This window comes from Kitasatospora sp. NPDC057500 (genome assembly GCF_042802195.1).
Classification (GTDB): domain Bacteria; phylum Actinomycetota; class Actinomycetes; order Streptomycetales; family Streptomycetaceae; genus Kitasatospora.
The window spans coordinates 1-22,600 of record NZ_JBHVER010000138.1 but is presented as its reverse complement, the minus strand read 5'-3'; the positions used below and the strand labels follow the sequence as shown (position 1 = coordinate 22,600).

At 76.0% G+C, this 22,600-nt stretch carries 15 protein-coding genes; 8 read left to right on the top strand and 7 right to left on the bottom strand.

Going from position 1 to position 22,600, the window contains the following annotated elements; all coding sequences use genetic code 11:
• Positions 1–49 precede the first annotated feature (49 nt).
• Entirely contained in the window at positions 50–5,581 is a 5,532-nt protein-coding gene (locus ACFU74_RS25510; protein WP_380760695.1) for an amino acid adenylation domain-containing protein, read from the bottom strand.
• Positions 5,582–5,684: 103 nt separating this feature from the next.
• A complete protein-coding gene (locus ACFU74_RS25505; RefSeq protein ID WP_380760693.1) occupies positions 5,685–10,685 on the bottom strand; it encodes an amino acid adenylation domain-containing protein in 5,001 nt (1,666 codons plus the stop codon).
• Positions 10,686–11,261: 576 nt separating this feature from the next.
• Between ACFU74_RS25505 and ACFU74_RS25500 the strand changes: the two genes are divergently transcribed.
• Positions 11,262–11,699, top strand: coding sequence for a YchJ family protein (locus ACFU74_RS25500; RefSeq protein ID WP_380760691.1), 438 nt, complete (start codon positions 11,262–11,264; stop codon positions 11,697–11,699).
• 14 nt (positions 11,700–11,713) lie between these two features.
• Here the strand turns inward: ACFU74_RS25500 and ACFU74_RS25495 are convergent, their stop codons facing one another.
• The gene (locus tag ACFU74_RS25495; RefSeq protein ID WP_380760689.1) at positions 11,714–12,493 is read right to left on the bottom strand and encodes a polysaccharide deacetylase family protein; all 780 of its coding nucleotides are present in this window, start codon (positions 12,491–12,493) and stop codon (positions 11,714–11,716) included.
• A gap of 334 nt (positions 12,494–12,827) precedes the next feature.
• Between ACFU74_RS25495 and ACFU74_RS25490 the strand changes: the two genes are divergently transcribed.
• From ACFU74_RS25490 to vph, 3 genes are all read left to right on the top strand, one after another.
• A complete protein-coding gene (locus tag ACFU74_RS25490) occupies positions 12,828–13,361 on the top strand; it encodes a GNAT family N-acetyltransferase (protein ID WP_380760687.1) in 534 nt (177 codons plus the stop codon).
• On the top strand, positions 13,348–13,881 hold the full coding sequence (locus ACFU74_RS25485; protein ID WP_380760685.1) for a 2'-5' RNA ligase family protein: 534 nt from the start codon (positions 13,348–13,350) through the stop codon (positions 13,879–13,881). The genes ACFU74_RS25490 and ACFU74_RS25485 overlap by 14 nt, the downstream gene beginning before the upstream one ends.
• Before the next feature lie 102 nt (positions 13,882–13,983).
• Complete coding sequence (vph, locus tag ACFU74_RS25480; protein ID WP_380760683.1) at positions 13,984–14,847, top strand: viomycin phosphotransferase; 864 nt, start codon at positions 13,984–13,986, stop codon at positions 14,845–14,847.
• Between the two features lie 61 nt (positions 14,848–14,908).
• Here vph and ACFU74_RS25475 read toward each other — a convergent pair whose 3' ends face one another.
• The gene (locus tag ACFU74_RS25475; RefSeq protein WP_380760681.1) at positions 14,909–15,817 is read right to left on the bottom strand and encodes a carbohydrate kinase; all 909 of its coding nucleotides are present in this window, start codon (positions 15,815–15,817) and stop codon (positions 14,909–14,911) included.
• A 350-nt stretch (positions 15,818–16,167) separates the two neighbouring features.
• On the opposite strand from ACFU74_RS25475, the gene ACFU74_RS25470 reads away from it, so the two are divergent.
• The 4 genes from ACFU74_RS25470 to ACFU74_RS25455 all read left to right on the top strand — a co-directional run bounded on the left by ACFU74_RS25470 (position 16,168) and on the right by ACFU74_RS25455 (position 19,851).
• Positions 16,168–17,685 carry a M1 family metallopeptidase gene (locus ACFU74_RS25470; RefSeq protein ID WP_380760680.1) on the top strand — a complete coding sequence of 506 codons (1,518 nt, stop codon included), beginning with the start codon at positions 16,168–16,170 and terminating at the stop codon, positions 17,683–17,685.
• A 491-nt stretch (positions 17,686–18,176) separates the two neighbouring features.
• The gene (locus ACFU74_RS25465; protein WP_380760678.1) at positions 18,177–18,698 is read left to right on the top strand and encodes a SigE family RNA polymerase sigma factor; all 522 of its coding nucleotides are present in this window, start codon (positions 18,177–18,179) and stop codon (positions 18,696–18,698) included.
• Positions 18,685–19,518: a hypothetical protein gene (locus ACFU74_RS25460; RefSeq protein WP_380760676.1), complete on the top strand. Its 834-nt coding sequence runs from the start codon at positions 18,685–18,687 to the stop codon at positions 19,516–19,518. The genes ACFU74_RS25465 and ACFU74_RS25460 overlap by 14 nt, the downstream gene beginning before the upstream one ends.
• A gap of 84 nt (positions 19,519–19,602) precedes the next feature.
• Positions 19,603–19,851 carry a hypothetical protein gene (locus tag ACFU74_RS25455; protein WP_380760674.1) on the top strand — a complete coding sequence of 83 codons (249 nt, stop codon included), beginning with the start codon at positions 19,603–19,605 and terminating at the stop codon, positions 19,849–19,851.
• 31 nt (positions 19,852–19,882) lie between these two features.
• Here the strand turns inward: ACFU74_RS25455 and ACFU74_RS25450 are convergent, their stop codons facing one another.
• The 3 genes from ACFU74_RS25450 to ACFU74_RS25440 form a co-directional block, all read right to left on the bottom strand.
• A complete protein-coding gene (locus tag ACFU74_RS25450) occupies positions 19,883–20,239 on the bottom strand; it encodes a CAP domain-containing protein (RefSeq protein WP_380760670.1) in 357 nt (118 codons plus the stop codon).
• Positions 20,236–21,489: an RNA polymerase sigma factor gene (locus tag ACFU74_RS25445; protein ID WP_380760668.1), complete on the bottom strand. Its 1,254-nt coding sequence runs from the start codon at positions 21,487–21,489 to the stop codon at positions 20,236–20,238. Before ACFU74_RS25445 ends, ACFU74_RS25450 begins: the two co-directional genes overlap by 4 nt.
• Positions 21,490–21,603: 114 nt before the next feature.
• Positions 21,604–22,600, bottom strand: a 997-nt coding sequence (locus ACFU74_RS25440; RefSeq protein ID WP_380760666.1) for a CAP domain-containing protein, incomplete at its 5' end; no start/stop codon positions are given.

Genomic DNA, 22,600 nt, shown 5'->3' with positions numbered 1-22,600 from the left:
CTCCTCTGCGGAGGAGGGACGGGGGCGCCGCCTCTTTCCTGCGACCGGCCTACCGGCGGACCGTCGAGGCGTGCACCCGGTCGTCCGAGTCGTCGTCCTCGACCGGTTCGGGCGTGCCCGACGGGCGCGGCACCCGGACGGCGCCGGGGGCGCGGCGGCCCTTGCGGGCGGCCTCGGCGAGGGCGAGCTGCCGGTCGGCCTCGGCCTGGATGGCGTCCTTGTCGCCGATCTCGGCGTCCGGCAGCGCGTCGGGGAGGATGTCCTCCAGCAGGCGCAGCGGCCGGTAGGCGAGGCCCAGCAGGCCCCAGACGAAGAGCACCAGGCCGACCACCACGAGCAGCAGGCCGGCGCCGCGGCCCGGTCCGGTGCCGAGCACCAGGCCGACCGTGTCGGCGAGCGCGCCGCCGGGGCGCATCAGCGGCTCGAAGACGTGGTCGGAGAGCGGGCCCGCGGTGAGGAAGCCGAGCGGCATCATCGACATGGCCAGCATCTGGTTGGTGGCCAGGACGCGGCCCTGGAGCTCCATGCCGACCTTGGTCTGGATCAGCGACATCCAGTGCGAGTTGAGGATCATCATGGCCGCCCAGAGGACGAAGAGTCCGCAGGCGGTGAGGGCGGTCTCGGGGCGGCTGCCGGTGAGGACGGCGGCGAGGCCGACCACCGAGGTGAAGCCGATCATGCCGACGGTGCGGCGGCGGGTGCCGCCCCAGAGCCCCATGACCAGGGCGCCGATCATCGCGCCGAGGCCGCCGAGGGCGGTGATGACGCTGAGCTGGAAGGGCGTTCCGGTGGCCAGCACCATCGGGGTGATCAGCACCGTGGCGACGGCGAAGAGGTAGTTGAACACCACGAAGAAGACCACCATGGCGACCAGGCTGTGCCGACGGGCGATGTACCGCCAGCCGGTGACCACCTCGCGCAGCAGCGGCTCCTCCTGCTTGTCGAACATGGCGTCCGGGAAGCGGACCAGCAGCAGGCAGGTGACGCCGATGAGGAAGGTGGCCATGTCGAACAGCACGACGCCGTGCAGGCCGACCATGGAGACCAGGACACCGCCGGCCAGGATGGCCATCATGTCGCCGGCACCGGTGCCGAGCTGGGCGAGGCCGTTGGCCTGGCCGAGGTAGCGCTTGGGCACCAGTTGGGTGATCGCGGCGAGGTAGGCGGGCCGTTGGAAGGCTCCGCAGGTGGAGCCGATGCAGGCCACGATGTAGATGTGCCAGATCTCCAGGAGGTCCGCCCAGAGCAGCAGGCCGAGGCTGAGCATGCCGGCGGCGGCCACGGTGTCCGTGGCGATCATGATCTTGCGCCGGTCGACCCGGTCGGCGAGCGCGCCGGCGATCGGCAGCAGCAGAACGGCCGGCAGCACCGCGATGAACGAGATCATCGCGAAGTCGAAGGCCGAGTTGGTCTGCTGGTAGACCCAGACGCCGAGGGCGAAGGTGGAGAGGCTGGTGCCGATCATCGAGACGAACTGGCCGATCGCCACCTTGGCGAAGATGCCCAGTTCGGCGCGGGCGGCCGGGCGCTTGACCGCGACCGGGTCGGATATCGCGCCGGTGGCCGCGAACTCCGCGAGCACCCGGGCGAGTTCGTCGGCCTGGTGCTTGAGGAAGTAGTGCCCGGCACGCGGGACGACCGCGAGGTCGACGCTGTCGCCGAAGTGCTCCCACTCGGCGTAGCGCTCCTCGTAGAGCTGGGTGGCGCGGTCCTTCTCGCCGACCACGCACAGGATCGGGGCGTCGATCTTCTCCGGCCGCCCGTCGCCGTAGGCGCGGGTGTAGAAGTCCTCGGCCTGCCGCACGTCGTGGCGCAGCGCCCGGACCAGGAAGTCCTGCTCGGCCTGGTCGTAGACGTCGGTGAAGCCGCCCATGGCGCGCAGGTACTCGAGGTAGCCGCGGTTGGACAGCACCCGGTCGCCCGGCATCCGGCGCGCCATCCACTCGGCGAAGCGGCCGGGCAGCCGGGCGGCGGGGAAGGTGCCGCCGAGGGCGAGGCCGCGCAGGTCGACGCCGGCCGCCTCCAGCCGGGAGCCGAGGGCGGTGGCGAGCGCGCCGCCCAGGCAGTGGCCGTAGAGCAGGACCGGGCCTTCGACCTTCTCCAGCACCTGGGCGGTCAGCGTGTCGGCGAGCGCGTCGAGTTCGGCGAGTTCGTCGTCGGGGCGGCTCGGGTCGTGGCCGGGCAGCTCGACGGCGTACAGCCGGTGCCCGGCGGGCAGTGCGTCGGCGAGCGGCTGGAAGGTGATCGGGCTGCCGCCGCCGTAGGGGACGCAGACGACGTTGATCCCGGCCGGGCCGTTGCCGCGGGTGAGCTTGTGCAGCAGGGTGCGCGGGCCCTCGTCGGCGGTGCCGCCGGCCCGGGCGTCGATCAGCGCGGCGAGTTCGCGGACGGTGGGGTGCTGGAAGAGGTCGATGACGGACAGGCCGCCACCGATGAGGCGCACGGCGCGCACGGCGGAGAAGGAGTCGCCGCCGAGCGCGAAGAAGTCGTCCGCCGCGCCGACCTCGGCGGTCTCCAGCACCTGCCGGTAGACGTCGGCGACCGCGTGCTCGGTGTCGGTGGTCAGCTCGCCGCCGCCGGAGACCGGCTGGGCGGCGACCGGCTCGGGCAGGGCGGCCCGGTCGACCTTGCCGTTGGCGTTCAGCGGCAGGGCGTCCAGCACGACCAGGGCGGCCGGGACCATGTAGTCGGGCAGCCGGGTGCGCAGCGCGGCGCGCAGCTCGCCCGGGTCGGGCGCGGCGGCCGGGTCGGCGGGCACCAGGTAGCCGACCAGGGAGCGGGCGGCGCCCTCGCCGCGGGCGACCACGACGACCTCGCGCACCTCGGGGCGGGCGGTCAGTTCGGCCTCGACCTCGCCGATCTCGACCCGGAAGCCGCGGATCTTGACCTGGTGGTCGATCCGGCCGAGGAACTCGATCGCACCGTCGGCACGGCGGCGCACGAGGTCGCCGGTCCGGTAGGCGCGGCGGCCCTCGATCTCCAGGAAGCGCTCGGCGGTGAGGTCGTCGCGGCCGAGGTAGCCGCGGGCGACGCCGCCGCCGGAGACGTACAGCTCGCCGGGGACGCCGACCGGGACGGGGCGGCGGCGGGCGTCCAGCAGGTGGGCGCGGACGTTGCCGAACGGCCGGCCGAGCGGCGCGGTGGCCGCGTCGCCGAGGTCGGCGGGCACGGGCGTGCCGAGCATCGAGACGGTGGTCTCGGTGGGCCCGTAGTGGTTGTGCAGCGGCAGGTCCGGCCGGGCGGCGCGGATCCGGGCCACCAGGTCGGGCCGCAGGGCCTCGCCCGCGCAGACCAGCAGCCGGGCGGGCAGGATCGCGCCGAGGCCGGTGCCGTGCGCGGCCAGGCCCTCCAGGTGGCTGGGGACCAGCTTCATGGCGTCGATCCGGTGCTCGGCCGCGTAGGCGGCGAAGGCGTCCGGGTCGGTGGCCTGGTCGCGGGTCAGCAGGTGCAGGCAGCCGCCGCCGGTGAGCGCGCCGAACACGTTGGTGGTGCCGAGGTCGGCGGCGAAGGTGGAGACCAGCGCCCAGTTCCAGCCCTGCTGGTCGCCGCCGATCCGCTCGCGCAGGCCGTGCAGGTAGTTGAGGTAGTTGCGGTGTTCGACGGCGACGCCCTTGGGCGCGCCGGTGGAGCCGGAGGTGAAGATCAGGTAGCAGAGGTGCTCGGGGCGGACGTCCGCCCCGGGCGCCTCGGCGCGCTCCTCGCCGTCCGGGACGACCACCGGCAGGTCGCCGGTGAGCCGCTCGCGCAGGTCGTCGGTGGTGACGACGGCGGCGGCGCCGGCCGCGTCGAGCAGGGCGTGGATGCGACCGTCGGGGTAGACCGGGTCGAGCGGCAGGTAGGCGCCGCCGGCCTTGAGGATCCCGAGCATGCCGACGACCAGGGCGGCGGAGCGCTCGACCAGCAGGCCGACCGGGCGGTCCGGGCCGACGCCGTGCGCGCGCAGCCGGTGGGCCAGCGCGTTGGCGCGCCGGTCGAGTTCGGCGTAGCTGAGCACGCCGTCGGCGCCGCGTACGGCGGGGGCGTCGGGGGTGCGGCGGGCCTGTTCCTCGACGAGGCCGTGCAGGGTGGCGTCGAGGTCCCAGCCGCGCAGGGTCTCGTCGTCCCAGGCGGCGAGCTGCCGCTGCTCGGACGGGGTGAGCAGGGGCAGGTCGGCGAGCGGGCGGTCGGGGCCGGCGGCCATCGCGTCGAGCACCGTGGTGAGGTGGCCGAAGACCCGGCGGACGGTGGCCTCGTCGTAGAGCTCGGTGCGCCAGATCAGGTCGGCGGCGAGTTCGCCGCCGGTGTCGACGACGGCCACCGAGAGGTCGAACTTGGCGGTGTCGGTGCTGACCGGCCGCCAGTGGACGCTGTGCCCGGGCAGCTCGGGGCGGGCCTCGGCCTGGTTGTGGACGTTGAGCAGGACCTGGAACAGCGGGGTGTGGGCGAGTTCGCGCTCCAGGCCGAGGGCGTCGATCAGCCGCTCGAACGGGAGGTCCTGGTGGCCGTAGGCGCCGAGGGTGGCGTCCTTGACGCGGTCCAGGAGCTCGCGCACCGTCGGGTCGCCGGAGAGGTCGGTGCGCATCGCCAGGGTGTTGACGAAGCAGCCGACCAGCGGCTCGGTCTCGCTGCGGGTGCGCCCGGCGATCGGGGTGCCGACGGTGATGTCCTCGCTGCCGGTGTAGCGGCCGAGGACGGTCTGCAGGGCGGCCAGCAGCACCATGTAGACGGTGGTGCCGGTCTGTTCGGCGAGGGTGCGCACGCGCCGGCTGCGCTCGGCGCCGAGTTCGGCGGTGAACCGGGCGCCCGCGGTGCCGGCGACGGCGGGCCGCGGCCGGTCGGCGGGCACCGTGACGGTGGCGGTGGCGCCGCGCAGGCGCTCCTGCCACCAGGCCTGCTGGCGGTCGAGTTCGGCGGCGAGTTCGGTCCGCTGCCAGTGCGCGACGTCCGCGTACTGGACGGGCAGCGGCTCGAACGCGGGGGCGGCGCCGGTGCGCCGGGCACCGTAGGCGGTGGCGAGGTCGCCGAAGAGCACGCCGATCGACCAGCCGTCGGCGGCGATGTGGTGCAGCACCAGGCTGAGCACGGCGCCGTCGCCGGTGCGCAGCAGGGCGGCGCGCAGCGGCAGGTCGGCGGCGAGGTCGAAGGGGCGCTGGGCCTCGGTCTCCAGCCAGGCGTCGACCTGGTCGGCGGGGACGTCGGCGGTGGTGAGGGTGAGCCGGTCGGCGGGCAGCACCTCGGGGCGCACCTCGCCGTCGGCCTCCGGGTAGACGGTGCGCAGTACCTCGTGCCGGGCGAGGACGTCGGTGAGGGCGGCGCCGAGGGCGGCCTCGTCGGGCTCGCCGTCGAGGTGCAGGGCGAGCGGGATGTGGTAGGCGGCGCTGTCCGGCTCGTACTGGGCGAGGAACCACATCCGGCGCTGGGCCGAGGAGAGCGGCACCGGGGTGCCCTCGGGGCGCGGGGTGATGGTGTGGCGCTCGGCCGTGCCGGCCGCGGCCGCCGCCTTGGCGGCCTTGGCCTTGGCGAGGCGGCGGCGCAGCAGTTCCTGCCGTCTGGCGGCGGGATCCGGTTCCGGGACGGTCCCGGCGGTGTTCTGGTCGGTCATGCGGTCTCCCCCGTTCGGGCGCCGGTGTCGCCGGCGGCCGGGCGTGCGTTGTAGGTTCCGGACTCCCCGGAGTTGCCGGTGGTTCCGGATTCGGTGCGGTGGATCACTGGGCGCTCCCGGCGGTCTCGTCGAGGTCGAGGTCGTCGCCGAGGTCGCCCGGGCCGTCGAGGTCGAGGTCGTCGATCTCCTCCAGCAGGCGCTCCTCGACGCGGCGGGCCAGGGCGGCCAGGGTCCGGTCCTCGAAGACGACGCGCAGTGGCAGTTCGGTTTCGAAGGTGTCCCTGATCCTGGCGAGCAGCCGGGTGGCGAGCAGGGAGTGGCCGCCGAGGGCGAAGAAGTCGTCGTGCCGGGAGACCCGTTCGACCTTGAGGACCTCCGTCCACAGGTCGGCGAGCAGTTCCTCGCAGTCGCCCTCGGGCGGGGCGCCGGCGCCGCCGAGCTGCGGCACGGGCAGGGCGGCCCGGTCGACCTTGCCGGCCGGGGTGAGCGGCAGCGCGTCGAGCAGGACGAGGCCGGCGGGGACCATGTAGTCGGGCAGCCGCTCGATCAGGGCGGTGCGCAGCGCGTCCTCGGTGAGGCCGGGGGCGACGGCGTAGCCGGCCAGGGCCGGTCCGGCCGGGGTCTCGACCAGCCGGGCGGCGCCCGCGCCGACGCCGGGGACGGCGGTGAGCGCGGCCTCGATCTCGCCCAGCTCGATGCGGAAGCCGCGGAGCTTGACCTGGGCGTCGGCGCGGCCGTGGTACTCCAGGCGGCCGTCGGCGCGGCGGCAGGCGAGGTCGCCGGTGCGGTACATCAGGGCGCCGTCGGTGCGGCCGGGTTCGGCGGTGAACCGTTCGGCGGTCAGGTCGGGCCGGCCGTGGTAGCCGAGCGCGACGCCGGTGCCGGCGATGCACAGTTCGCCGATGCCGTTGACCGGCACGCTCTGCCCGGAGCTGCCGAGCAGGTGCAGCCGGGTGTTGGCGATGGGGGCGCCGAGGGCCACCACGCCGCCGTGGGCGGCGAGTTCGGGGGTGACCCGCTGGACGGTGGACCAGACGGTGGTCTCGGTCGGGCCGTACAGGTTCCACAGCGCGCCGGCCCGGTCGAGCAGGGCGCGGGCGAGGTCGGCGGTGAGTGCCTCGCCGCCGCACAGGGCGGTCAGCCCGGGGCGGCCGGCCCAGCCGGCCTCCAGCAGCATCCGCCAGGTGGCGGGGGTGGCCTGGACGTGGGTGACGCCCTGCTTCTCGATCCAGGCGCCGAGCGCGGCGCCGTCGGTGGCGGTGGCGCGGTCGGCGATCTCCACCCGGGCGCCGGTGACCAGCGGCAGCCACAGCTCCAGGCCGGCGATGTCGAAGGTGACGGTGGTGACGGCGGCCATCACGTCCCGCCCGGTGAGGCCGGGTTCGCGGCCCATCGAGGTCAGGAAGTTGACGATCGCCCGGTGCGGCACGGCGACGCCCTTGGGGCGGCCGGTGGAGCCGGAGGTGTACAGCAGGTAGGCCGGGTCCTCCGGGCCGACGGTGACGGCGGGCACTCCGGCGGGGGCGGCGGCGTGCTCGGGGCCGTCCACCAGGACGCTGTCGCGGCCGTGCAGCAGTTCGTCGCCGGCCGTGGCGCTCTCGGCGACGAGCAGGGTGACGCCGGCGTCGTCGAGCACGCCCCGGTTGCGGGCGAGCGGCTGGTCGACGTCGAGCGGCAGGTAGGCGGCACCGCTGCGCAGCACGCCGAGCAGGGCGGCGGGCAGCAGGCGGCCTCGCCGCACCGCAACGGCGACGAGGCTGCCGGGGCCGGCGCCGCGGGCGGCCAGCAGGTGGGCCAGCCGGTCGCCGGCGGCGTCGAGTTCGGCGTAGCTGAGGGTGCCGTCGGCGGCGGACACGGCGGGCGCGTCCGGGGTGCGGGCGGCCTGGGCGGCGACCAGTTCGTGCAGCCGGGCGTCGGGGACCGGCGCCTCGGTGCGGTTGACCGGCTCGTCGGCGGCGACCTCGTCGGCGGAGAGCATGGCGAGCTCGCCGAGCGGGCGGTCGGGTTCGGCGACGGCGGCGGCGAGCAGCGCGACCAGGTGGTCGAGCGCGGCGCGCACGGACCGCTCCTCGTAGCGGGAGGTCCGGTACTCGGCGGACAGCAGCGGGCCGTCGGCCGGGAACTCCAGGAACAGCGAGAGGTCGGTCTTGGCGGTGCTGTTGCACACCTCGGCGACGAACGTCAGGCGCAGGCCGGGCAGTTCGACGCCGGCCACCGGGTGGTTCTGGACGGCGAGCAGCACCTGGGAGATCGGCGAGGCGGTGAGGCCGGCCGAGCCGCCGGAGCGGCGGGCGTGCTCGACGAACGGGTACCCGCTGTGCTCGGCGGCCTCCAGGACGGCCGGGCGGACCCGGGCGAGCAGCTCGCGGAAGGTGTCGGTGCCGGCCACGTCGAAGCGCAGCGCGACGGTGTTGATCAGCGAGCCGAGCACCGTCTCCAGTTCGGGCACCGGGCGGACGGCGAAGGGGCTGAGCACGGCGACGTCGGTGCTGCCGGTGTAGCGGTGCAGCACGCCGCCGAGGGCGGCGAGCACCGTCATGTAGAGGCTGGCGCCCTCCTGCGCGGCCCACTTCTCGACGCCGGTGACGAGCGCGGCGTCGAGCCGGCGGGCGATCCGGCGGCCGGCGATGTCCTGCGGGTTGGGGTGCGGGCGGTCGCCGGGCAGGTGCTGGTCGCCCTCGATGCCGCGCAGCCGCTCGCCCCAGCGTTCGGCGGCCTCGCGGCCGGCCGCGACGTTGCGCTCCTCCCAGCGGGCGACGTCGGACAGCTGGAGCGCGGGCTCGGGCAGTTCGCCGTCCTGGTGGGCGCGGGCGACCTCGGCGAGGAACAGCCCGGCGGCCCAGCCGTCCATCGCGGCGTGGTGCACGGTGAACAGCAGTTCGTGCCGGTCCTCGGCGGTGCGCACGGCGAGGGCGCGCAGCAGCCGGCCGTTCGGCAGGTCGAGCGGGCGGGCGGCCTCGGCGCGCAGCGCGTCGTCGACCGTCTCCTCGTCGGCGACCGCGCCGTGCGGCCCGGTGAGGTCCAGCAGCGGGACCTCGACGGTGTACGGCGGGCGGACGTCGGCGATGACCGGGTCGTGCTCGGTGGGGATCGGAGCCCCGCTCAGCGCGGTGCGCAGCGCCTCGTGGCGGCGGACGACCTCGGTGAGCGCGCGGCCGAGCGCCTCGCGGTCGAGGGCCCCCTCGGCGCGGATCCGCAGCGGCACGTTGTAGAGCGGGCTGTGCGGCTGCATGGACTCGTGCAGCCACAGTTCGCGCTGGAAGTCGGTGGCGCGGGCGGGCAGTTCGGCCTCGCGCCGGGGCGGCTCTACGGAGGCGCGCCCGCCGCCGCCGTTGGCGGCCCGTACGGCGAGGGCGGCGACGGTGGGGGCGGCGAAGAACTCGGCGAGCGGTACCCGGGTGCCGAACTCGCGCTCGATCCGGGCGAGCAGGCCGGCGGCGAGCAGGGAGTGGCCGCCGAGGTCGAGGAAGACGTCGTGGACGCCGACCTCGGGGACGCCGAGCAGGCCCTGCCAGAGCTCGGCGATCCGGGCCTCGACGGGGGTGCGGGGGGCGACGAACAGCTCGTGCCCGCCGCGGCTGCGGGCGACCGGGGGCAGCGCCTTGCGGTCGGTCTTGCCGTTGGGGGTGAGCGGCATCGCGGCCAGGACGGCGACGGCCAGCGGCACCATGTAGCCCGGCAGGGCGGCGGCGCAGTGGGCGCGCAGCTCGGCGGGCGTCGGCTCGGCGGCGCCGGGGGCGGGCTGGACGAAGGCGGCCAGGTAGTCGCCGGCCTCGTCGCACTGGACGACGGCGGCGGCGGCCTCGACGGCGGGGTGGCCGGCCAGCACGGCCTCGATCTCGCCGAGCTCGACGCGGAAGCCGCGGACCTTCACCTGGTGGTCGACGCGCCCGTGGTACTCCAGGTCGCCGTCGGGCAGCCGGCGGACCAGGTCGCCGGTGCGGTAGCAGCGCACGCCGTCGACGTGGACGAAGCGCTCCTCGGTGAGGTCGGGGCGGCCGTGGTAGCCGCGGGCCAGGCCCTCGCCGGAGAGGTAGAGCTCGCCGATGCCGCCGTCGGGCACCGGGGCGCGGTGCTCGTCGAGGACGTGGCCGAGGGTGCCGTCGAGGGGGCGGCCGATGACCGGCTCGCCGTCCGTGTCGCGGGCGACCAGCGACCAGGTGGAGTAGACGGTGTCCTCGGTGGGCCCGTACAGGTTGTAGAGGCGCTCGACGTGGGGCTGGGCGTGGACCTTGTCGGCGAGGTGGCGGGGCAGCGCCTCGCCGGCCAGGTTGACCACGCGCACGGTGCCCGGCAGACCCCCGCCGCCGGGAAGGCCGTCGCCGCGCAGCAGCGCCGCCATGGCGCTGGGCACGGTGTTGACCAGGGTGACCTCGTCCCGGGCGGGCAGCTCGGGCAGGGCGAGGACGTTCTCGGCGACGACGATCGTGCCGCCGACGGAGAGCGGGAGGAACAGCTCGTACACCGAGATGTCGAAGCACACGGAGGTGCCGAACAGCACGCCGGCGAGGTCGGCGGCGGTGTAGGTGCCGGCGGCCCAGCGGAGCATGGCGTTGACGCCGCGCTGGGTGACCGAGACGCCCTTGGGGCGGCCGGTGGAGCCGGAGGTGTAGAGCACGTAGGCGAGCGCGTCGGTGGCGGCGTCGCCGGTGGTGGGCCGCCCGGCGGCCGGGTCGAGCGGGGCGGCGGGGCTCTCGCCGTCGACGTGCAGGAGGGTGGCGCCGGCGCCGTTCAGCAGGTGCTCGTGGGCGCGGTCGGTGACCACCACGGGGGCCTGCGCGTCGCCGATGACCAGTTCGAGGCGGTCGCGTGGGTAGGCCGGGTCGAGCGGCACGTAGGCGCCGCCGGCCCGGAGCACCGCCAGCAGGCTGACCACGAGGTCGGCCGTCCGCGGTAGGCAGACCCCGACCAGCGTCTCGGCGCGTACGCCGGCGGCGGCCAGCCGGCCCGCCACCGCGTCGGCCGCGGCGTCCAGCTCACGATAGGTCAGCCGGCGCGTGCCGTCGATCACGGCGGTGGCGTCCGGGGTCCGTCTGACCTGCGCGGCTATCAGGGCGGCCAGTGGCGCGGCCGGATCCAGCGGGGGAAGTTCCGTCGAACTCATCACTCTCTCCCGAGGGGTGCTGCTGCATCGACTTGTGGTCGGCGAGAAATGGGCGGTGTGCCCTGGGAGATGGTGGGGTAAAGATCTACGAATCACCAGCACATTTCCGCCACTCGTTCGATATGCCGGAAAGATCACCCTCTTCTCCCCCGTCAGCGGTACTGAAGCGTGACGGTTCGTTGGCGATTTCTTACAGATTGTCAGCCCCCTCGACGCCCCCTTGGCAGGGTCAGTTCGGACCGCTACCGTTCTCGCCAACGGTCCGTCAGCTACGCCACCCGTGCGCCCTGCCGACGCCGCAAGCAGATTTCCGGACTTTACATTGTCCGAGGACAGTCAATCGATCGGGATGGTGATGGCGGGCTCCGGGAGTACGCGAACGGGACCGGCGCCCGGCGGGTGCCGGGCACGCCTCCCAAGATCCGTCATCCGCTGTCCCGGACGCCTGGGGCACCGGCCGCGTTCCGGCCCCGGGCCGGCGGCCTCCCCGTCCCGGGCACCCGCCCACGGCGTTCCGGGACGGCCCCGGCCGGCCGCCCGGCACGCGCGGCCCCCGCGAGGCGCCACAATGGCCCCATGTCCCGACGCCGATCCGACGCCCGCGCCACCACCCCCGCGCCGCGCCTGCTGCCCTCCTCGCCCTGCCCCTGCGGCCTGCCCGCCAGCTACGCCGACTGCTGCGGCCGGCTGCACCGCGGGCAGGGCGCCGCGACCACCGCGGAGAGCCTGATGCGCTCGCGCTACAGCGCCTTCGCCGCCCGCGACGAGGCGTACCTGCTGCGCACCTGGCACCCGGACACCCGGCCGGACTCGGTCGACTTCGACCCGGGCCTGCGCTGGCAGCGGCTGGAGGTGCTCTCCACCACCGAGGGCGGGCCGTTCCACGCCGAGGGCACGGTGGCCTTCCGGGCCCACTACACGGAAGGGCAGGAGGAGGGTGTCCTCACCGAGCACAGCCGGTTCGTGCGGCACGAGGGCGCCTGGGTGTACCTGGACGCCCTCTCGCTCGGCTGACGCCCCCGGCCCCGCTACAGGTAGTCGTCGAGCCGGGCCAGCGCGAAGCCCTGCGCGGTCACCTCGTCGACCACCCTGCGCAGCAGGTCGGGCATGCTGCCGCTCCACAGGTCGGCGCCGCGGAAATGGGTGAGGATGATGTCGCCCGGGTGGAGCCGCCGGTCCTCGTAGCGGTACTCGATGCGGTCCGGGAACGCCTCCTCGTTCCACAGCGGCACCGCCTCGATCCCGCAGGAGGCGGCCGCCCGCAGGGTGTCCTCGTTGTACTCGCCGTAGGGCGGGCGGAACAGCCGCGGGCGGATGCCGATCTGCTCCTCCAGCTGGTCCTGCTGGCGGCAGATCTCCTCGCGCTGGGTGGCGTAGCCGAGCAGCTTGAGGTTGCGGTGGTTGACGGTGTGGTTGTTCACCGCGTCGCCCTGGGCGGCGAAGCGGCGGAAGTAGCCGTAGTCGGAGCGGGCCAGGTAGTCCGCGACGAAGGTGGACAGCGGGACGCCCAGCTCGGCGGCCATCCGGTTGAACTCCGGGTCCTTCTCGGCACCGTCGTCCACGGTCAGGAAGACGATCCGCTCCTCGGTGGGCACCCGGTAGACCACCGGCGGCAGCCCGTCCGCGAGCTTCACGCCCTGGGCGGCGGACAGCGCGGGGCGGCTCGCCGGGCTCGGCGGGGCGGGCAGCGGCGGCTGCGCCAGGCCCCAGCGCGCCGCGGTCTCCAGCACCGCCCTGGCCGCCTCCGCCTTGCGGGCCACCGCCTCGCTGCTGGTCTCCTCCTCCGCCCTGGCGGGCCCCGGCAGCACCAGCGGCGCCGCGGGCGGGCGGGGCCCGCCCCGGTCCGCCGCCGCGCTCGCCCCGGTCCGCCCGGCCGACGGCGCCGCACCGCCCCCGCCCGGCCCGCCGCACCCCGCCACCGCGGCGGCCAGGCAGACCGCCGCGACCAGCCCGTTCCGCCCCCGCCGACGCCCGCGCCCCGCCCACCCCCCACTAATACGACTATCTGATGGTCTGTCCATAGCCCCACTGCTCCCCCGCCACGCCCACCGGCCAATCCCCCCGTCACCCGCCCGGCCCACCGGGGCGGCCATGATCGAGAACGGCTCGCGGCGGGGGCGCCGGGAGCCCGATAATGCGCGCATGACGATCAGCACGCAGCGCGGTACGACCGGACTCTGGGCGATCGCGCCCGCCGATGTCGGCTCCCCGGAGTCCCTGGCGCTGCTGCGCGACTACTACACCGACGTCGCCAACAGCTACTACCGGCTGCACCTCGGGCGGGAGGGGACGCCCGAGGAGATCGAGACCGGCCTCGCCGGCTCCCCCAGCGACGACCTCTCGCCGCCCACCGGCGTCTTCCTGCTCGGCCGGTACGACGGCGAGCCCGCCGCCTGCGCCGGGCTGCGGGTCGTCGACGCCGCCACCGTCGAGCTGACCCGGGTCTACGTCCGCCCGGCCCGGCGCGGCACCGGCGGCGGCAAGCGGCTGATGACCTCCGTCGACGAGGCGGCGCGGACGCTCGGCGCCGAGCGGATCGTCCTGGACACCCGGCTCGACCTGGTCGAGGCCCGCACGCTGTACACCCGGCACGGGTACCGGGAGGTCCCCGCCTACAGCGAGCGCCCGTACGCCGAGATCTGGTACGCCAAGGACCTCGGCCGTGCAGACCGTTGAGCTGCTCTGCGACCCGCCGCTGGACCGCGCCGTGCGCGCCGTCTGGCGGCAGCTCGCCGACGGCGGGGTGGACAGCCTCGCCCACAACCCGCACCCCGGCCACCGCCCCCACCTCACCCTGGCCGCCTGCGCCCGGATGCCCGCCGGGGCGGGCGAGCAGCTGGACGAACTCCTCGCCGACGCCCTGCCGCTGACCGTCCGCCTGACCGGGCTGCTCTCCTTCGCCGCCCGCAGCCGGCGCCGGGTGCTCAGCTGGTCGGTCGTCCCGACGCTCGACCTGCTGCGGCTGCACCACCGCGTCTGGGAGGTCCTGGAGCACGCCGAGGCCCCCGACCCGCACTACGTCCCCGGCCGCTGGTCCCCCCACCTCGGCCTCACCCGCCGCCTCACCCCGGACGCCGTCACCCTCACCCACGCCCTCCTCGGCCGCCACCCCGACCTCACCGGCACCTTCGACTCCGCCCGCGCCTTCGACTCCGGGACCCAGCGGACCCACGCCCTGGGCGCCCCCACCCCCTGACCCCGCCCTGCGGGGCCCGCACGCACCCGCCTGCGTCGGCACGGCCCGCCCGACTGCAGCCTCACCCGCCTCCGCCCATCGAAGGATCCAGAGGTCACCCTGGTGGACATCCGCAAGACGCACGGCGCTCTGCTGCGCCGACTGCTTCCCGACGACGAACCGGACGGTCTCCCGGTGCGACAGGGGCAGTTCCACGACGTGGTCATCGGTTCGGACCGCGTCGTGTGCCTGCCCCGCACCCGGGCGGCGGCCGCCCGGCTGCCCGAGCGCGCTGCCGCACTACGCCTGCTCGCCGAGCTCGACCTCGGCTTCCGCACACCCGAACCGCTGGTCCGGGGCGGAGCCCACGGCGCCGACGAGGTGCCGTTCCTGGTGCTCACCCGCATCCCCGGGGAACCGCTCCGGGCCGACGCGCTCGACGATCCCCGGGTGGCCGACACCGTGGCGGCCCAGTACGCGACACTGCTGGGTGCCCTGGCCCGTGCCGGCGTCGACGAGACCGTACGAGCAGCACTGCCCCGGGCGCCGGCGGACCAGTGGGGCCGCTTCGCGGAGAGCGTGCGCGCGGAGCTGTTCCGGCTCATGTCCGAGAGCGGCCGGCTACGGGCCGAGCGAGAGCTGGCAGCACTCGACGGCCTTCCCCACCTCACCCGAACGGTGGTGCACGGCGACCTCGGCGCCGAGAACGTCCTGTGGGAGTGGAAGCACGGCCTGCCCCGCCTCGCCGGAGTACTCGACTGGGACGGCGTCGCACTCGGCGACCCGGCCGAGGACCTCGCAGCCATCGGCGCCGGCCACGGTGCCGGGCTCGTGGAACGGGTGCTCGCCCTGGGCGGCGCGTCGGACCACGGACTCACCGCCCGCATCGCGGCGATCCGCGGCACCTTCGCTCTGCAACAGGCCCTCTACGCCCTCCGCGACGGAGACGGGGAAGAGCTCGCGGACGGCCTGACCGACTACCGCTGAGGCGCACCGGCGCAGCCGCTTCCTCGCGGACCCGGTCGAACGACGGCCCGGTGGACCCCGCTCAGCCGCCGCACCAGCCGCCCAGGGCGGCGGCGAGCTCGGCGGTGTCCGGCGGGGTGGCGCCGGGGCGGGTGACGGTGAGGGTGGCGGCGGCGGTGGCGTGGGCGAGGGCGGTGGCGAGGGGGGCGCCGGCGCGGCGGGCGTGGAGGAGGGCGGCCGTGAAGGCGTCGCCGGCGCCGACGGTGTCGGCGACCTCGACCGGGCGGGCCGGGGCCTCGGCGCGGCGGCCGTCGGCGGTGAGTGCGAAGGCGCCGGCGGGGCCGCGGGTCACGGCGACGGTGGCCGGGCCGAGGCCGAGCCAGTGGCGGGCGGCCTGCTCCGGGGTGCGGTCGGGGTAGAGCCAGGCGAGGTCCTCGTCGCTCGCCTTGACCAGGTCGCTGAGCGCCACGCAGCGCTCGACCCGGCGGACGGCCTCGGCGTGCCCGCCCATCAGCGCGGGACGCACGTTGGGGTCGTAGCTGACGCCGGCCCGGCCGCGCCACCGTTCGGCCAGGGCGAGCACCGCCGCCGCGCCGGGCGCGGTGACGGCCGCGATCGAGCCGATGTGCAGGTGCCCCGGCGGGAAGGGGAGGTCGACGGCCGGGAGCGTCCAGCCGATGTCGAAGGCGTAGTGCGCCCGCCCCTCGGCGTCCAGCCGCACCACCGCCGAGGGGGTGCGCGGACCACCGTCCCCGGCCGACGGCTCGCGCAGCAGGGCGACGCCGGCCGACTCCAGGTGGGCGCGGATCAGCCGCCCGTACGGGTCGTCGGCCAGCTCGGTGAGCAGCGCGACCGGCTCCCCCAGCCGCGCCAGCCCGTACGCGACGTTGGCCGGGCTGCCGCCCGGGTGGACGGTGTCGGGCGCGCCGTCGCCGGTGCGGACGACGTCGGCGACGCACTCGCCGATCACCACGAAGTTCGGGCTGCTCACGGGCGCGCTCCTGCCGGTCCGGTGCGCCGGCGGGGCTGCGGGGCGGTCGGCGCGGCCACCCAGCCTACGAGTCGGCGGGGGCGGGCGCGGCGTGCGGGCACGAGTACGGCCGCCGGTCCTGGCCAGGCGCTCCGGCGGCCGTGGCCCCGTCCGTCAGGGGGCGGGGCTCTTCGACGGTATGACACTGCGCAGCCGCCCGGCCACCACAGTGCGCCGTCCGGGCGATGCCGCGTGTCGGCCGGACTGTCGGAGCCCTCTGCTACGTTCCGTGCTCGGAGGATCGCTCAACGGGACCGGTCCCGCCAGGGGCCGGACGCGGGTCCGTACGACAGCCAGAGAGGTGATCGCCCTTGTCCAGGAACCGTTCCGGGCACCGTTCCGGGCACCGTTCCGTCCTCGCCGCCGCGCTCGCGCTGGCGGCGCTGCCGCTGGCGGCGTTCCCGGCCGCGGCCGGCGCGGCCGGCGGGGACCCCGTGTTCCCCTCGCTCGGCACCACCGACTACGACGCGCTCGGCTACGACCTGGCGTTCGACTACCGCCCCGCGACCCGCACGGTCGACGGCACCACCGTGCTGACCGCCCGCGCGCTGACCCGGCTGACGGAGCTGGAGCTGGACGCGCTGGGCCTGGAGGTGCGCGCCGTGCGGGTCGACGGCCGCAACGCCCGGTTCCTGGCGCACGACGAGAAGCTGACCGTGCGGCCGGCCCGACCGGTGCGGGCGGGCACCGTGCTGCGGGTGGAGGTCGAGTACCGCGCCGACCCGCGCGCCGCGCTGCCGCACACCGGGTGGGTGGTGACGCCAGACGGGTTCGCGGTGGCCGGGCAGCCGGACAGCGCGCACACCGTGTTCCCGTGCAACGACCGGCCGGGCGACAAGGCCCGCTTCACCATCGCCGTCACCGCGCCGGACGAGCTCCTCGGCGTGGCCAACGGCCTGCTCACCGCCACCGAGCCGCACCCCGACGGCACCACCACCCGGCGGTACGTCTCGCGCGAGCCGATGGCCACCGAGCTGCTCCAGGCCTCGGTGGGCCGCTACACGGTCCGCGAGCGGCAGGGCCCGGACGGGCTGCCGCTGCGCGACGTCGTGCCCGCCGCGCGCGCCGCCGACCTGGAACCGGCGCTGGCCCTGACGCCCGGCCAGCTGGCGTGGGCCGAGCAGCACCTCGGGCCGTTCCCGCTGGAGACGTACGGCCTGCTGCCCGCCGACACCGACGACCCGGCGGCGTTCGGCTTCACCGGGCTGGAAACGCAGACGCTGACGCTCTACAAGCCGAACTTCCTGCGCCAGCCGGAGCGGCTGATCGGCTCGCACATGATGCACGAGCTGGTGCACTCCTGGTTCGGCAACAGCGTCACCCCGGGCACCTGGGCCGACCTGTGGCTCAACGAGGGCCATGCCGACTTCTACGGCCTGATGTACCGCTACGAGCGCGGCTGGCCGGACTCCGGCGGCTCCACCACGCTCACCGACCGGATGCGCAGCGTCTACGCCCAGGGCGACCAGTGGCGCCACGACTCCGGTCCGGTGGCCGTGCCGACCGCCGCGACGCTGTTCGACAGCCAGCGGTACACCGGCGGCGCGCTGGTGCTGTTCGCCCTGCGGGAGCGGGTCGGCCAGGAGGTGTTCGACCGGATCGAGCGGTCCTTCCTGCGCCGCCACCGCCACGGCACGGCCACCACCGCCGACTACCTGCGCGTGGCCGACGAGGTCTCCGGGCAGCCGCTGGGCGACTTCCTGCGCGAGTGGCTCTACGGCGAGCGGACCCCGCCGATGCCGGGCCACCCCGACTGGACGGTGAACCCGGTCGATCCCGGCGCCGCCGAGCGGGCGGGAGGCGCGCCGCGCGGGACCGGGACGCTCTGAGGGGACGCTCCGGGCGGCGGCCGGGGTGGCGGCCCGGGCGGGGCGGCGCGAGGCGGACGGGCGGCCGTACCCGGCGCGCCCTGCGGGTGCCACCGGGCGCCCTCCGCGCGCCCTTGGCGGCCGGCTGCGGGGGGCGGATCGTGGTGGCCACGGCCCGCCCGCCGCCCGGCCGAGTCCCGGCCGGCTCGCGGGCCGTCCAGCGTCCGCGCCCGGTCCGCACCCGGTCCGCACCCGTCGGTGCCGGGCCGCGCTCCGGCGCCCTCCACCGCCCCGCCTCCGCGCTCCCGACGACCCGCCGCACCGGGCCCGGAGCGGCCCGGGAAAACGGCCCCGCCGACCGGACAACCCGGAACGCCCCCCAGCGCGTTGAGCAGCCGTGAGAACGACAGCGACGATCCGGCGGCCACGGCCGACCGGTAGGACCGCCGCCACCGATGTGGCGGCACGGGTGACGGAGACGGCGGCGGGAACAGCATGGCAGGGACGGCAGGATGAAGGGCGCGACACCGGACTTCGAGGAGTTCGTCGCCGCCCGCAGCCCCCGGTTGCTCCGGACGGCCTGGCTGCTGACCGGCGACGCGCACCTGGCCGAGGACCTGCTGCAGACGGCGCTCGCCAAGGTGTGGCCGCGCTGGGAGCAGATCGCCATCGACCGGCCCGAGGCGTACGTCCGCCGGGTGCTGGTGAACGCGCACGTCTCGTGGTGGCGCCGCCGCTGGCACGGGGAGCTGCCGCACGACAGGCTGCCCGAGCCGCCGACCGCCGAGGACCCGTTCGACGACCTGCTGATGGGCCAGGTGGTGGTGGCCGCCGTCCGGGCGCTACCGGCGCGGCAGCGGGCGGTGGTGGTGCTGCGCTTCTTCGAGGACCTCAGTGTGGAGGACACCGCCGAGGCGCTGGGCTGCAGCACGGGCACCGTCAAGAGCCAGACGCACCGCGCGCTGCGGGCGCTGCGCGGCCGGCTGCCCGCCCCGGAACTGCTCCTGGACGGGGGACGTCGTGACGGGGTCTGAGTTCGCCGCGCGGGACCCCAGGGCAGGGGAAGGCGCCGACGAGGACACCGGGCTGACCGCCGAGGACCGGGAGGTGGCGGACGAGCTGCGGGTGCTGCTCCAGCTGGCCGCCCCGCACCTCTCCGCTCCCGAGGACCGGATGGAACGCGTGCTGGGCCGGGTGGCCCGCACCCGCCGACGGCGTCGCCGGGCCGCCCTCGCGGGCGGACTGGCGATCGGCCTGACTTCGGCGGTCCTGGTGGCGGCCCCCGCGCTGGCACCCGGGCCGCCGGACACCGCGCTCAGCCCGGCCGCCCCCGGACCGGCCTCCTCCGGACCGACGGTCGGCGGATCCGCCGGGGTGAAGACGGTGCGGTTCAGCGGGATGGCCGACCTGGTGGTCGACGTCCCGGCGGACTGGTACGACCTCACGAAGCGGCCCGCCGCCGGATCCGGCGATCCGGTCGGCTACCTCTCCTCCCAGCGGATCGCCGTCCCGGCCGCCTGTCCGGGCCGCACCGGCCTGCCGGTCTGCATCGCCTCGGGGGCCCTCGACGTCGACGGCGTGCTGATCTCGATCCGGATGGTCCGCGAGCAGGACGTCCCGGGCGGGGAGCCGGGCGAAGCGGGAGCGCTGGCGAGCATCCCCCCCGACGAGGAGTGCACCGCCTGGGGCGGCACCCAGCAGAACCGCGGGTACCGGCCGTACTCGCCGAACAGGGGCAACGCGGTCGTCGAGCTGACGGCCTGTCTGCGCGGCCCGTCGGCGGCGACCCTCACGACCGTGGAGAAGACGTTCGCCTCGGTCCGCCCGTTGCTCCCGACCGGCCTGTCGCAGTGATCCCGGGGGCGCGCCGCCGAGGCCGCGCGCCCCCGGAAAGCGGTCGGGCCGTAACCCAGGTGGCGGAACGTCGTTGTGCGGGGCATGAAGAAGCGCAGCATGCTCGCCGTCGCCTCGCTCGCCGTCGGCGTCGTGGCCTCCCTGACCGCCCCCAGTGCCCACGCCACCGCCCTCGGCGGCCAGGGCGACCTGACCGGACCGCTCCGGGGCGGGCCGCTCGCCTCGGTTCCGGACGCCCTGCCGGGGCAGGTCGGGGACGCCGGCGCCGTGGTCGGCCAGGCGACCGGCCACGTCACGGGCGAGGCGCCCGGTCTGGTCGGCCTGCCGCTCTGACAAACCTGACGGCCCGCCGGTGACGGCCCCGTCAGCCGAGCGGGGTGCCGAGGTCCTGGGTCCAGTAGTGACCCCCGGGGCCGGTCGCCACACCGATGCCGACGTCCTTGAACGCGCAGTCCAGCATGTTCGACTGGTGGATGCCGCCGTCCATCCAGCGGGAGAAGACCACGGCCGGGGAGCTCGGTCCCCGGTCGAGGTTCTCGCCCCACTGCGACCAGCGGTAGCCGGCGGCGGTCAGCCGGGCGTCCGCCCGGCCGCCGCCGGGGGCCAGGTGGTCGAAGTAGGAGCGGGCGACCATGTCGTCCGAGTGCTTCTGCGCGGCGGCGTGCAGCTTGGGGTCGATCCGCAGCGGGGCGCAGCCGCGCCTGGCCCGCTCGGCGTTCACCAGGTCGACCAGCTGGCGCTCCAGGTTGGCGGCACCCCCCGGGGTGGTGCTCGGCCTGGCGCTGCTCGGGCTCGCGGTCGGGCCGGCCGCGAGGGCGTCCGGGTCCCGGGGACCGGCGCCCCGGGTGTCGGCGCCGCAGGCGCCGCGGCCGTCTGCGCCGGGCCGTCGGGGGCGGTGGCCGGGGCGGCCGGTTCGGGGCCGGGGTCGCCCGGCCCGGTGTGCTGGGGCCAGACCATCGCGAGCGTCGCCGCGGCGAGCACGGCCGCCGCTCCGCCCGCCAGCACGGTCTTCCGGCGCGCGAGCCCGGCCCGGCCGCCCGCGCCGCCGGCCGGGTCTGCGGGCGGTGCGCCCACCGCCGCGCCGTCCGATCCGGAGGCGGCGCCGGAGCCCGAGCCGGACGCACCGGCGGAGGCGCCACCGGAGGCCGGGGTCCCGCCGACCGCCGCGCCCGCGGCCTGGAGGGCGAGCCCGCTCGGGGCGTCCATCGGCACCGGGACCAGTGCCAGCCCGGCCAGCAGTCCCTCGGCCGGGAAGAGGTCGCGTCCCAGCCCGTCACAGGCCGCGCAGCCCCGGATGTGCCGGGCTATGCGCTTGCGCCAGACCGAGTCCGGGGTGCCGTCCCAGCCCGTCGTCAGCTCGGCGAGGTCCGGGCAGCGGGGGTAGGCCCCGAGCGCGCGGACCACCACCCGGCCGGCCTCCAGCTGCTTCTTCATCCGCTGGACGCGGACGGCGGCGTGCTGCGGCGTCAGGTCGAGCGCCTCGACGAGTTCGGCGCGGGTCAGCTCCCCGGCGGCCTCCAGCCACCACAGGGCGAGCAGTTCCCGGTCGTCCGGGTCCAGCCAGCGGGTGGCCTCGGCGACCTCCCGGCGCTGACCGGAGAGGCCGAGCCGGAGGATGGTGAGGTCGGTGAAGTCGGCGCGCGGGTCGGCCAGCTCCCAACTCTCGTCCAGACCGCCGACGGCCGCCTGCTGCTGGCCGGTCGAGCGGCTGCGGACCTGGTTCATGGTGATCGCGACCAGCCAGGACCGGAACGCCTCCGGGTCGCGCAGGCCCTCCAGGCCGTCCAGGGCCCGGATCATGGTCTCCTGGGCGACGTCGTCGACGTCGGCGTGGCCGTTGAGCGCCCGGCCGGCGACGTTGTAGACCAGCGGGAACCAGGCGGCCACCAGCGCCTCGCGCGCCTGCGGGTCGCCCGCCTGGGCCGCGAGCACCAGGGTCGTCCCGGTCCTGCTCTGCACGTCAACGTTCATGGGTCCGCACTCCGTCTTGCTGTCGTCCGTCCGCCGCTGCCTCCTCGGAGACCTCTGGGGAGTGATCAGATAACAACAATTCGCGTTGATTCGGAAAATCGGGCCGGGCGGGGGTCAGGACGGTGCGGCGAAGACCTGGGTCCACCAGGGCCCGCCGGAGCCGGTCCGCACGCCCACGCCGATCTGCTGGAAGGAGCAGTTGAGGATGTTGGCGCGGTGGCCGGGGCTGTTCATCCAGGACTCCATCACCGCCGCCGGGTCCTTCTGGCCGCGGGCGATGTTCTCGCCCCAGGTGCTCCAGCGGTAGCCGGCCGCCTCGATGCGGTGGTCGGCGTGCTTGCCCTCGGGGCTGGCGTGGTCGAAGAAGCCGCGGTTGGCCATGTCGTCGCTGTGGACCTGGGCGGCGGCGGTCAGCCGGGCGTCGACGCCGAGCGGCCCGCAGCCGGCCTGCGAGCGCTGGACGTTCACCAGGTCGACCACCTGCTGGGCGAAGGAGCCGTTGGCGGAGCCGCCCGGGTTGCCGGTGGTGGTCCGGCGCGGGGCGGTCGTCGTCGGCCTGGCGGTGACCGTGGCGGTGGCCGTGGCTGAAGCGGTGGCGGCGGCGGTGGCCGTCGCGGGGGCGGTCGGCGTCTGCGGGTCGGCGGTGGAGCCGGGTGCCGTGCTCGCGGCCGGGGCGGGCGGCGGCGCGGAGTCGCTCCGGCCCGGGGCGGCGGCCGGGGCCGACGGCGTCACGGAGGCGGTCGGCACGGGCGCGGTGGTGGACGCGGGGTCGGCCGTGGCCGCGCGGGCCGGGTCGGCCGCGGCCGGGACCTGGTCCGGGCCGACGGCGCCCGCGCCGGGCACCTGGATGCCGTTCCGGTCGCCCGCCTCCGCGGCGACCAACGGTTCGTAGGCGACCGCCCGGGCGCCGGCGTCGGCCCCCTCCTCGCCCCGGTACACGGCGTACCCGGCGCCGGTCAGCGCGGCGATCACGCCCGTCCCGGCGACGGCCGCCATCACGGCCGCCACCGGCCCGACCGCGACTCGGCGGCGCGGGCGGGCCTGGGCGGGCGGCGGTTGAGCGGCACGCAGCGCCGCGCGCCCGCCGGGGCGGCGGGGCCGGCCGGTGCGT